The following is a 13289-nucleotide window of genomic DNA, read 5'->3' as shown; positions in this document are numbered from 1 at the left end:
GATCGTATTACCCATCAACAGCCCATAGTTTCACCATGGGTTCGAACGTGGCGCTATCGGTTTCGGAAAAGGAATCGATCCCGAATAACTCGCATAGCTTTTTGCCCTCGGAGTCTGTGCACAGCGCCTGTAAGGCATTGCCGAAGCGTTCGCGTTCTGCATCGGTCGTCGCCGTGCTATCGGCTACAACTCCCATCAGCGGAATTTCTTCAGACGTGAAGATGACTTCGAGTGGACTCGATAATCGGAGCGAGCCGAGTCCACTAAATTGTTGTTCGTTCAAAATAACGGCGTCCAGTTCTCCCTTATCCAAAGAGCGTAAGGCGCGAATAGCCTGATTGGATGTCTTTAGGACGAAAAAATCGGCCGGATCATATTTTCCAGCTAAAACGATTTTGCCGATGAAGGCTGGTTCTGCCAAAGGCGTACCTCCTAATGTTTTGCCTTTGAGCTCATCCAGGTTTTTGTATTTGCCTTTCTGGACCATTATTCGGTAACGCTCACTGGTCTGGCCGTTAATCTTGGGTTGGGCTATCGGAACTAAGTTGCGTTGGCTGCGTAACTCCAAATAAAGGCCCAACGAAGTGATGGCGAACCGGGGCGTTTTTTCAGCTATCAGTTTCCGGCACTCGTCCGTTTTGGTCGTGAACAGGCTCGTTAAGGTGCTTTCCTGCCAATGGCCGACGCGTTCGACTATGCGCAGCATCGAATTCATCGCATCATTTGCGTCTTTGATGTTGCCGGCTCCGCCCGGGTAGCAGACTACAATTGACTCGGTAGCAGTTGCTGCGTGCGTGACGAAGGAAGCCAATAGGCCGATCAAAATAATGAGGTAGGTCTTATGCATTACGATTGTCTCTTAATGTCGATTAACTGTCCTATGGCGGGAGCCACGAAAAATGTAGCAATTAGGCAGCATAACAGTCCGATGGTGATGGTTATCCCCATGGATGATACACCGCGATAGCTGGCTAAAGAAATTGCGCCCAGGCCGGCCAACGATGTACCTGCCGCCAGACCGATGGCCTTGCTAACCGCAAGGCTGACTTGCATCGGCGATTCGGTTTTCATTTCACTCCAACGATAGCTAAACCAAACGCCATAATCGACCGCCAACGCGAGTACCAACGGCAATGCAACGATGTTGGCGAAATTGTAAGGAATGTCGGCTAGAGCCATTAATCCTAGCATCCAGCCGCCTCCGATTAATAAGGGCAGCGCCGCCAGCGCAAAGCGGCGAACGTTACGCGTTGCTATCATTAGCCACACCAACGTCAGCGCCAAGGCCAATTGGGTACCGTGGGTAAAACTATTGACCACGGTCTTGGAGAATACCTGATGCGTGGTTGGAAAACCTGTCGCATCCGCTGAGATGTTGTAGACATCGTCCATTAAAGCGTCGAGGTTGGCGGGATCATATACCGTTTTTGCCGGAAATGCGTATACCGCAATGCTACCGTCATTACCGAAAAAGCGATCGCGCAACGAGGGGGGGAATTGCTCCGGAGTCAGGGGTTGATTCCTGCGCCAGGTGTCGATGATTTGCACACCGGCGTCCGCCTCGGATAGCAAGGCTCGCAAGAAACTTTCGCTACGCGTCTTGCCTGATTCGGGATTCTCGGCCAGGTCCGCTGAAATTTTTAACAGCTGCGCGCGTACTTTTTCCATGTGTTCGACCAGATTGGCGTGACCCGCGGAAAAAGCTTGCTCCTCGGCATTGTCGATCTTCGTGAGGCTGTTTTTGAGGGTAGCCTGCAGTAATTCGTAAGACTTTTCCGACAGACGATCTCGGACTAGGTCGGCGATGTGATCTCGTACGTTTGTCTTTGCAAAACTTTCCGCAATGTTTGTCGCTCTGTGCAGGCGTTCCGTAGCGTCTTCCGGGAAAAAACTGATCGGCGATTGGACTTGCGAGATCGTGTTGACTTTACTGGTTTCATCGACGATACGCTTCGCTTCGGCCATATTCTTGGCGGGAAAAATGATGACCTCGGACTGATAGTCGCTTTCCGCCACCATTCGTCGTTGATAATAGGCCGCCTGCGAGTCTTTAGGTAACATGGCCAGAAGGTCGTAATCGAAAGGGATCGCATAACCTTTAACGACGCCGAAGACCGCGAAGCCTAACGCTAGGGCGACAATTGTAATTGCGAGCGGTAAAGGGAAATAGCCGCTGCGCTTCGGCTGCGATTTCGCAGTATGTGATTTGTCCGGCGGAGTTCGGGCTTCCAGCTTCGGCGGCAATAGGGCATAGAGTGCGGGCTGAACCGTCCAGGTGCTGATCAAAATCGTCAGCACGCCAGTGGTCGCTATGACGCCCAGCTCGGAGAAGCCTGGAAAATCCACTGAGGCTAGAGTACCAAAAATCAATAAAGAGGCTGCGCCGGCAGTCAGCAAAGCGAAAAAGGAGGAGCCAATGCCGGCGCCTATGGCTTCAACCAACGGTTTGCCGGCCCTGCGTTCCTCCGCGATGCGTGAGGAAGTAAAGATGCCGTAGTCGGCACCCAGGCCGAACAAGATAGCGATGAAGGCGGCAGTGATGATGGTTAGGTGGCCTACGGTGACCAAGGCCAAGCCCAAACTCCAAAGTACTCCCAGTCCCATAGGGATAAAAATCAACGCCGCCCAACGTAGACTGCGTACCACGATCAATACTAAGGCAGCCACCAATCCGGCCGAGGTAAACGTGATGAGATTGATATCCTTGCGAACGTTGACGTATTCTTCGTATTCGATTGCCGGTAGTCCGCTTAAGCCAATCGTCGGCGGCGTGAGACCAGCCGCTTCGGCTTGTTCGGTTAGGGATGCCGATATTTGCTTGACCTTGTCGACGAACGGTCCCAGGTGCTCGAAATCCCCAGAGGAATTCTTAGGATGAACAAATAAAAACAACATTCGCCCGTCGTGCGATGCAAAATAGCCATCTGTCATTCCTTTAACGCCGGTATTTGCGAGGAGTTGGCGCCAGTCCAAATCGGTAGGCGGTGTTTCCAGATTCAACCAACGCTGCCATTCGGCCAGGAATCCCGCAGTCAGGCTTAACGCGACATCGGCCGTCTGTAAGTCGATTTCCGTTGTTTCCAACGATGTGCTGTTGCTCCAGTCCAACGCGCGGCGCAGTTGCTGTTCCAGGCTGCCGGTGCTCAGTGGGCTATGGTTTGTCATGGTCGCCAGCTTTTCCAGAGTATCCGGCGGCATCAGCAAGTAAGCATATTTCAGGAAAAACGCCATATCGAGATGTGATGTAGCGCGGCCAATCTCGGGCTCGGCCTGTAGTTTTGCGGCCAGATTGTCGGCAAAATCCGCTAACTCCCGGTAGGGGACGCCTTCCAGGACAAGTACCAGGTCGGATGCTGCCCCAAAGTTTTTCAAAAAGTTGTTAAGGCGTAGAGTGACTTCCGCATTTTGCGGCAGCAACGCTTGGCGTGAAGTGTATAGCGGCAATTGTGCACTGGACCAAGCCGCCATAATCGATAGCATTAAGGCTACCCCTAAGACCCAATATGGATTTCGAGCAAAATATTCTGCAATCTTTGCGGCGTAGTGATTGATTTTCATGCGCGAGGAAAATGGCTTAACGAGTTGTTTAAGGCACAAACCGGAATACACGTTGGAGCCAAGGAAATAGTGACGTAGGTGGCGGCCGTAATGTTAGGGTCTCATCGGATGGACGACTGTGTAAAGCAAGGCGCGGAAATGTAAAAAAATGGTCGACATTAGCGGTGGACACTTTGATTTTTAATCAATAGTTTATGTTGCTTCATATCGCTGTCACGGCTGAACGGCTTAGATACCTTTATTTTATCCCGATAGCGTTGAAAAAATATCCCGAGCGAGAGTTCATTTTTTGTTAACGGTTTAATGATAGTAACCGCATCCGACAGAAGTTTTATTGCCTTAGGCAAATTCAATATATTCTGCCTTACTAGATCCCAGGCTCCGAAAGCGACCAGAAAATAGAATTGTTTCATTAAAGAATAGGGATTTCTGTTCAAGCCCGCCAAAATAGCAATCGATTCCTGGGCATTGGCGCCGCCGCGCTGCAGATATTTAAATACTGCAATTTTAAGTAATTGATTGGACATCACGGCATAGAGCGCGTTGGCGAGTATATTAAGATTGGCATTAGCGCTTTGCCTTTCTTGGTAATACGCTTCGATTTTTTTATGCGTCAACTCCGTATCGGTGAAGTCGGTTATAGCCAATAAATGTTTGCTTAATATTTGAATATCTGAAAACACCGCAGTGAGTCCGCCGCCGGTTAAGGGGTGGCGCATGTTTAAAGAGTCGCCTAACATCACGGCCCCTTTCCGTATGATAGGTTTCGCGGCCATGTAATGATTGGGCATTACTTTAAAACCACCCTCAAGTAAGGCGTCTTGATAGCTGTGCAGCATGCCCAGGGGAATATAAGGCGTTACGTTTTCTTTCAAATGTTGTTCGATCAAACATTTTCTAGGCAACTGGCCACCGGGAAAATCTATTAATAGCCGAACTTCGTCACTGGCAATCGGATAGCATATAAACGGTGTCGGCCCGGATAAAAACACATGCCCGTGCCTTGGAAAAGGCATGTCGCAGTTTTTTAAAATCAGACCAATGAAATAGGATGTTACCGTTTCCTGGTTATTACTAAGATGTGCTCTAAAATTTGAAAAAAAGCCATCACTGGTAATCGTTAACGGCGCATAAATAGACTTAATTTGAGAGGAAGGGTACTCCCGATAACTAACGCCAACGATTTCTTTTTGTTCGTTTTCAAGAAGCCGTAATGCTTTACCGTGAATTTTCGTTACCGATTCATTCTGTAGTGCGGAGGCTCGAATCTGTTGCAAAAACAGACCGTTGTGCAGACCCATTCCTTTGTGGTGATCCGGATAAGTGATCGTACAGTTTTGATTATCTTGGATCAGTGCGTATCCATCAACCGATTGTGCATCAAAACCGTCCAACAATTCCCCTAGTCCCATTTGTTCGAGCGACTGGACTGCTCCAGGTTGCAATAATTCGCCGACAATGCGCTTTTTTTCCTTGAAGCATTGATCCATTAGCGCGATCCTAATACCTTTGGGAGCGAGGTAAGCGGCGATGGTTGCGCCCGCCATGCCTGCACCTATTATGCAAATATCGAATTCTGGTTTCATTTCGAGCCGATACAGTCAAAAAAGCAGTTAAAGCCAGGTTGTTTCATCATGCTTGTATGTAGTATTTGAAGTATCGACTCAATGCCCAGATGGGGAAGATGTTGCGATAATTTGAGTAGCTTATCATGCAGTTATAATTAAAAACGCCTGAAATATTTTCTTGGGGCCAATCACCGGTGTCTGTTTGCCGATTTATCAGCAAAGCGATAGCGGATTCTATAGCGGGCTTGTCTTCAAAACCAGCGGCCATCAACGTTAACAAGGCCCATCCGGTATTAACTACCTGAGAACGCTCGGCTTCTGTATAACTCAAGGTTGAACAAGATTTGAACGTTTCGCCCCAGCCGCCATCGTCTTTTTGTTTATCCACTAAAAAGGCACAGGCTTTTTTAATGCTGTTGCTTATATCGGTATCGTCGCAATACCCTCCGCCCTTGGCTTTACTGAGCGCTTCCACCCCAAACCAGGTGGCATAGGTAAAACAGACCGCCCAGCCGCCGTACCAGGATCCGTCCGGTTTTTGTTGCGATAGGATAAATCGGATGCCGGAACGAATCGCTGTAGCAATCTCGCCGCTTTTATAGTCAGGGTAAATCTCCCGACTTTCCATTAGTGAAAGTACGCAGGCCGCAGTGCATTCCGTCCATGAATAATCGATCATAATGTCGGCAAATACCTCGGAAGGATTAAGCTTTTCCAACCATCTCGGCGCTCGCGTCGTTTCATAAGTGGCCCAGCCACCATCGGAATTTTGATACGAAAGGATCACATCAACCGCTTTTTTTATGCGTTCTTCATCAATGATCGGCTTAACCAAGCCGGATTGATGAATGGCTAATGCGGCGCTTAATCCTTCCGCCGTGCAATCGGCAACCGGCCAGCCGTTCTCGGCCGTTGAAAAAGGCCAACTGCCTATCATAGGATGCCGAAAAAATTCGGCATGGGTCGAGTGCTCCTGTTTGATTTGCGACAGTTCAATAAACCGATAGCTTTTCTTAATCGTTTCCGGAAATAATTTGCCCAAATTGCTTTCCAGCATGGCGCGAGTCGCAAACGCCGTATCCCATAGCTGCGAGCCGTTGTAGCCGTTCATTTTCATGCCGTCTTCGGCGACCCATAAATAATCGTACCAACGCGCTACGTGTTTTTTAAATTGCGCTGAATCTTTGCCATAGGCGTACCAGATACAGATCGAATTAATGGCTTGATTTACCGGGCCGATATCGATGTAGTTGGTTTGCTGATCTTCGGCATCCAGGTATTTCAATATGTAATCGGTGGATTTTTTTCTTAACCAGGGCCAATTGAATTTTTCATAATTGTTGGTGAAAAAATTCATCCATTTCAGAACAGGAGATAGTTTGGTATAGCGATCCTTTTCGCATACCGTATCGCGCTGTTTCGCCCAATTTATTGCGGCAAAATCGTCGGTATAAATTTCCTGTCTGATCGATAAAATCAAATCATTTGCCGGAGCCTGGATTCGCAGCGCATAACAATAGGCCATCGGCAAGTAGACCATGCGGGTATGGCACCAGTAGCGCCAGGGGTGGACTGGCAACCATCTGGGAAATAGCCACATTTCCGGAAAAAGACTATTGAAGCCTTGCCAGTCGTAACAGTTCAAAACAGCCAGGTAAAATTTTCCCCAGGAGGGAACGCCGGTCGCGCCGCCGTTGCTTTTGATCCAATTCCGGGCTTTGATCAGTTGCGGATGGTCTTTTTCGGCTCCAAGCAGGCGCAGAGACACGTATTGCATGACGGCGCCGAACATGGTGGATTCACCTTCGATATGCATGCCCCAACCGCCGTCGCCGTTTTGATGATTCAATATATAAATCTTCATCATTTCCCTGTGCGCTTTGGGAAACGGTGTGTCCGATATATATGAGGCAATTAACAAACCCGGTAAGAGGAAGAGGGGGCCGCCGTAATCGCCCGGCCAATGTCCGTCTTCTTGCTGTAGATAAGAAAAATAGTTAATTCCCTTTATCAGCGTATCAATGACTTTTTGATTATCTGGATTTTCCGTTCGGGGTATTTGTGCATTAAATGCTTGAAACTTTTGGTTAATCGCAACGTTTCTAAACACCTTGTCGCCAGAGTTGGGATTAATGGATTTATCGAATCGAAAATCCTCCGAAAATTGATTTATTTCTTCGTCTTTAATGTTATCTACATTTTGTAGATGCTCGTTGATATTGTTAGAAACGGGCTTGAATGCCCAGATTTGTCGTCCCTTATCAGTGAGTAATTGCCATTTTTTCCAACTCGGTTTTACATTCAGCATAGATTCGTGCGATGTGATGTTAGGCTATTTGCGAAACAGATATCATATTTTGAAAAACGCGCAAATTAATTTTTTTTTTAATCCTATTTATTAAATAGAGCAATCCGTACCATGGCAATAAAACCTTTCAGTTTCTTCCACAAACTCGGCGGTTCGCGCAAGCGTTCATGGCCGGGTAGCAATTGCCCTTTGGCCAATTTACCTATTTTCCTTTTTACTGCCGGATCGAGCTTATTCTCAGCGGCCAATTCAAAAAATAAGGCCTTTACATTGCCTAAATCGAAAAAATCTCGTTGCCACTCCCATTGATAATTACCCCCGTAACGAAACCAGGAACCGCCTATTCCCGCAACTTCGTAATGTGTGCCGTCTTCTCGAAGGGCGGGCGACACCTGGCGCCATAGGCCAATCACTTCGCCCAGTTTTTCATCGATTAAAATACGGTGATAGGGGTAGCGCCACTGTTCAAATCCTTCCATTTGCGCGCCTAGAGCCCACTGTTCTATCTGTTCACGGTTCCGCGCGACAAACTCTTCGTTAGGCCCAATATTCCAACGATATTCGGCGGTCTCGGTGTATAAGGGACCCAAGTACTTAGCCCAATTACCTTCCTTCTCGGCGTCGCGGTTCGCTTGCAACCAGCGCTCGACCATTTCCTCAAGTTCCGCTCTCGGATATGTTGCCATATTTAGACTCTTACAAATTTTAATTCAGATCAATTTTAATTGCTTGCGTAGGGCAGTATTTTTCGGCTTGTCTGGCTTTGGCCAATAAATCCGCCGGCGGATTTTCCTGCAAAATTGTCACATTGCCGGAATCGTCCACATGAAAGAGTTCAGGCGCTTCTGTCATGCAGCTTGCATGGCCCTGGCACAGTTCTCTGTCGATGCTTATTCGAAATTTTGAGCCGGTTTGTGGGGCTTCCCGGACGGCATTCTCGGTTGACTCCCTTACATCGCGCTTAAGCTTTTTCCGCATGATATAACGAACGCGACAAGGCGTCGCCGGTTGTACCACCATCTGCGTGAAGTCGTCCTGATAGGCATCTTTGTCATCAAGCAATTCAAAGGTATATCGACGCAATAAGATGCTAAAAATCGCTTTCAACTGTAGCATGGCGAAAGCGTTTCCGGAACATTTATGTTTGCCGCCACCGAAGGCAATCCAGCTGAAGGGTTTTGCATCTTCTTGGCGTGCCTCGGTATAGCGATCCGGGTCGAATTTTTCCGGATTGGGGAATACCTCCGCGATGCGATGCGATACGCGGGGCGAAGTGCAGACGTATTTACCCGCCTTTACCGCATAACCTTTGAATTCAAAGTCTTGTATGACTTTGCGAATTAAGAATATCAACGGCGGGTGTAGGCGTAATACTTCTTTTATGACATTTTCCAATAACGGAATTTCACGTAAAGATTGGAAAGTCACTTCGCCGTCGATGCCGAAACTGGCGTCCAATTCGTTCAGCACTAGCTCCATGTATTCAGGTCTACGGGCTAATTCCAGTAAAGTCCAAGCCGCTGTTCCGGCGGTGGTGTGATGGCCGGCGAATATAGTGCCGATTAGCATGCCGGTAATTTCATGTGCAGACAGTCTGCTGCCGTCATCGTATTGGGCGTCGATCAGCATCTGAAACGCATCTTCACTTTTTTGTGCCTTTTGCGCTCTTTTGGCAATGATTTCCGTAACTAATTCTTGCAGTCTAGCCCGCGCTTTATCGCGGCGGCGAAACACCGGTAACGGCAGATATGGAAAAACAAAAGCTAAAGGATTTACGCCTTTTTCAAGATCATGATAGATTTTAGCGAATTCTTCGTTTAGTTCGTAACGAAATTCGTCACCCAACAGGCAGTGACTGGAAGTGTAAATGGTGAGTTCTTTCATGAACTCAAGCAAATCGATTTCGCCGGTATCGCCCCAGTCGGAAATCATTTGTTCGACTTCTTGAACGATCACTTGCGCATATCCTCGCATCGGTTTATCGCGCAATACCGGCATCAGCATTTTAAGTTGCTGGTCTTTTTTATCCGGCGGCGCATCAAAAACCACGCCTTTGCCAAAAATAGGCGTCATGATTTTATAGGCTTGGCTTTGGTCTAGCTGAGAATCGGGTGCGCGGAAAAAAGCTTCATTCGCTTCAGGACCGGTCATTAGTACCATTTTTTGATGAAACATACGAAACTCGCCAATTTCTCCCAGCGTCTTTCTGAGTTTCATCATGTATTCAAACGGATTTTTGCCGAATTCGAGCATATGGCCGACCAGCGGCAACGCGCCGGGCATTTTAGGCGGCTCTCTCTGCGGCTCGGCGGATATTTCGGTATTTGTTTGTGTCATAACGCGATCTTAATATCGGTGCATTTAAATATGCTGGTGTTCAAGCTAAATTCTCATCATTGCGCATGAGATTGTGAGTACGGCAAACACGCACACCGATAGCAATACAGCGCTTTTGTGATTAACGTAGTTATGCTGCGGACGGGGTAACTTGCGCATCGCCAGCGATCTTGAGATCTTATGCCCATCAACATAACCCGGGTGTCTATGGTCGGTCCATGACTGGCTTGGCCAAGAGCGAAAAAGCACTTCCAATACGAGCCGGCTATCTTGCAGGTTTTATGTCTGGCTGGTGACGCCATGATGGTGCTGGATTTAGCTTTTATGCTGATAAAGGTGGTGTTGCAGTGTTCGCGGCGATTGTGATGATCTTTCCCCCTCCATAAAAATACATATCCGGTCCATACAGTAAGTTAGGTTGTGTGGTTTTTGAATGTTTGGTTCAGTGGTTTCGCCGATTTAATATTAACCCTAGACAGAAAACCCGCTCGAACGCGGGTTTCCGAGAACGCTTCCCTATAAAGAGAATGGCAGAAGCGCTCCTCGGGAGAGGGGCGGATGGGGATATACAATCCGGGGTTTAATTGATATCCCCTTATCCTCACCTTCTCGGCAACCGCGCCTTGCGTTGCTCTATCTTCTGCATCCCATGTAATCGTCCCGAAAGTAGAATGAGCCGGTTTAACTTTTACGCCAGTCTCAAAAAGACGTGGAAGCTAAATCGTTAGGGTCTCATAGGCTCCTGAACTTTGCCGTTCACTTCCAACTGCACGCGACGGTTGTTGGCGCGGCCTTCTTCGGTTTCATTGGTGTCAATGGGTTGATCCCAGCTATAACCTTTTGAAGTGATATTGGGTGACTGACTACCTTTGGTCAGGTATTTTTTGACCGCTAATGCACGACGTTCAGACAAATCCAGGTTATGTTTATAAGTACCTGTTTTACTGGTATGGCCTTGTACTTCGAATTTCGTGTCAGGAAATTTTTTGATAGTTGCAGCCGCGTGGTCCAGTTCCTCAAAATACTGTGGTTTGATGATGTCCTTGTCGTTGTCAAAATTGACATGCAGGACCCAGCATCCATGCATAGTGACCTCAACGCCTGGCAGAGTACCCGGGCATTTGTCGTTACAATTGTTAACGCCGTCATGGTCGTCGTCCATCGTGGAGCAATCCGCCACAACCGGTGCCGGTATGGGGGTCGGCTCTGGCGCCTTAGCAACGACCGGTTTCGGCTTGTCACCGAACGGCACCACGAAGCCGACATTTAACACCATATCATTGAACTCATCGGTGCCAGGTTGCAACTGGGCATTGAAGTTGTTGTTGTAGCGGTAACGCACGTCGGTACGAATCAAGAAGTTATCGTGCAATTCATAGGTGAGACCTACACCGGCTTCACCAATGAAGCCCGCCCCACTGTTACCATTGTGGCTAGAGTTCATCCCGCCCAAACCGATGACCGCGTATGGGGAAACAGTATCGCGCATGAAGTAAAATTGGGTGTCTACCATACCGCCGGTTAAGTCCCAATTACCGTTGCCATTACTGCCGCCGATGTTTTGATAAAAGCCTTTGAGCTCTATATTTAACCGCTCGTTCAGAATTTTTCCAAAACCCATGCCGCCGCCCCAGCCACCGCTGGCATTTCGATCTCCACCGGGTTGGACAAAGGTGCCGAATGGCGCAACATACCATCTATCATCGAGAAACTCCGCAGCACGAGCCATCGACACGGCGCCAAACGCTGACAACGCAGCAAACAACAACCATCTTTTTTTCAACATAAACAATCCTCTTTTAAGAACAATAGTAAATAACTATTATGTTGGCAGTATCATCATTAAGACTGGACGGCCTGAATTTTTTGACTCGCATAGCAAAGCATATCCTTATGTCGTAGTTGTGAATTGTTCAACTGATAGTACCACAATACCCACGTTTGGTTGTTATCACGCGACAATTGGTATTTTAGTTCAAAAGTTATTGAGAACAAAATATTTATCTGACTCGAAGCGTAAAAATCAAAATACTTTCATGATGCCGCCAAGTACTTGATAATCGAAGGGTTCGGGATTCGTTACCGGCACCTCTACAGCGCCAAGCAAATACCAATCGCCGCCCATATGGGTGCGGAAGCCTGGTGTTAGCGATACAAAGGTATGACTGGTTTCCGCGCGATTGTCGATCGGCTGGCTTAGGTTGGTAGAAACGTACCAGACCATATCACCAATTGGTGTGAAATCATGCGGCGTAAAATAGTAGCCCACGGCTAAATTGGCGTTGAATAAACTGCGAGCACCGGAACCATTTAAATCGCCGCCATAGGGGATAAAGAAGCCGGCACCGCCTCGCACTACTAAGCCTTTCCACCAGTTGGCCCAAAATTGGTAGTCAGGCGTGATGGCCGCAATATTTTGCGCGAGGTTGTTACTGTTTCCGGTAGGCGTTCTAAAGGTGATGTTGAATGTCTGCGTCAGATTTTTGCTCTCCGACAACATAAAACGGGGGGTGATTTTAAAGTCGCCGAAATTCGTTTGCGGATTACTGGTAGAGGCTGCACTGTTCGAAACCATTGAAATATCCGTTTGGATTTCAAATCGTTGGTTGATTGGCGTAAAGTTGACAAGGTTGCCTGAATATCCATCGCCACTATTACCGAAATCGTGTTGCCAGCCGAATACCGCAATACCCAAACGATAAAAAACACCTTCGTACGCGTTTAGCCAGCCTTGTCGAGGAGCACCTCCACCGCCGTTCGGGGGGCTGATCCAGGGTTTGTCCCAGCCTTTGCTAAAAAAGTCGCTGTAGGATAGGTCCTGCCATTTTTCTGCGGCCTCAGCGGAGTACACATCACCGGTTACCGACTCTATAGCAATTTCTGAAAAACTATAATGTTTATTCAATTGAGTCGCTTGGCCCTGGTATGATTCCTCGGCATTAATTTCTCCAGTAACAGCGTATAGTCCGATACAAACACATAACATTGATACGATTCGATTTCGAGGCATTCTTGTTAAATGTTCAGTTTTCATGACTTTTCTCCAAGCTACGTCAGTTCTCAAGTGTCGAAGAAAGATGTTTGCATGAGCAAAAATTGCGGATAAGCGGGTTCTAAAATATGTAATTCCAACACCGTCTTTTGGCAAGAGATTCCAATCAGAGTCTGTCTATGTCTTGACTCAGTTGACCGCATGATCGGATAGCCTATAGAGCTTGAATTGGCGGCAAGTATACACTCTTTTGGCACGTTACTTAAAAAGTATCAGTTAGCGCTTCCGATGCTTGCTCCGTGTCATGCTCCCTCTCTGCCAGCCGGTTTTACCGGTTTAGTCGCTCGCTGAACCTACAATACCCTTCCGACCTTACACGGTTCCCATGATTTGCGTGGGAACCTTTGTACCACAAGCCTGGTTTGCATCGCGCAACATCGCCCTGTAATTTACAGATAACCATGGTCGTTACCACGGCGTTGCGTCAAATTCATCGCTTAACATTTGCCGAAAGTGCCGCCGGGAT

General features: G+C 47.8%; 8 protein-coding genes. All 8 read right to left on the bottom strand.

The window, feature by feature from the left end:
- Positions 1–7 precede the first annotated feature (7 nt).
- Positions 8–847: a sterol transporter periplasmic substrate-binding protein BstB gene (gene bstB / locus ACW73I_RS07740; protein ID WP_458028668.1), complete on the bottom strand. Its 840-nt coding sequence runs from the start codon at positions 845–847 to the stop codon at positions 8–10.
- The gene (gene bstA / locus ACW73I_RS07735) at positions 847–3558 is read right to left on the bottom strand and encodes a sterol transporter cytoplasmic membrane protein BstA (RefSeq protein ID WP_458028667.1); all 2712 of its coding nucleotides are present in this window, start codon (positions 3556–3558) and stop codon (positions 847–849) included. The genes bstB and bstA overlap by 1 nt, the downstream gene beginning before the upstream one ends.
- 158 nt (positions 3559–3716) lie before the next feature.
- Positions 3717–5144, bottom strand: coding sequence for an FAD-dependent monooxygenase (locus ACW73I_RS07730; RefSeq protein ID WP_458028666.1), 1428 nt, complete (start codon positions 5142–5144; stop codon positions 3717–3719).
- 46 nt (positions 5145–5190) lie between these two features.
- Positions 5191–7434, bottom strand: coding sequence for a terpene cyclase/mutase family protein (locus ACW73I_RS07725; protein WP_458028665.1), 2244 nt, complete (start codon positions 7432–7434; stop codon positions 5191–5193).
- Positions 7435–7517: 83 nt separating this feature from the next.
- On the bottom strand, positions 7518–8120 hold the full coding sequence (locus ACW73I_RS07720; protein ID WP_458028664.1) for a nuclear transport factor 2 family protein: 603 nt from the start codon (positions 8118–8120) through the stop codon (positions 7518–7520).
- Positions 8121–8139: 19 nt separating this feature from the next.
- Positions 8140–9771: a cytochrome P450 gene (locus ACW73I_RS07715; RefSeq protein WP_458028663.1), complete on the bottom strand. Its 1632-nt coding sequence runs from the start codon at positions 9769–9771 to the stop codon at positions 8140–8142.
- A gap of 724 nt (positions 9772–10495) precedes the next feature.
- Positions 10496–11557 (bottom strand): OmpA family protein, encoded by a 1062-nt coding sequence (locus ACW73I_RS07710; protein WP_458028662.1) that lies wholly within the window; start codon positions 11555–11557, stop codon positions 10496–10498.
- Between the two features lie 237 nt (positions 11558–11794).
- Positions 11795–12805, bottom strand: a complete 1011-nt coding sequence (locus ACW73I_RS07705) for a hypothetical protein (protein ID WP_458028661.1) — start codon at positions 12803–12805, stop codon at positions 11795–11797.
- Between the last annotated feature and the right edge of the window lie 484 nt (positions 12806–13289).

The sequence above is a fragment of the Methylomonas sp. MgM2 genome, assembly GCF_054172045.1.
The sequence above is the reverse complement of the archived record's forward strand: the minus strand, read 5'-3'. Positions and strand labels throughout refer to the sequence as shown.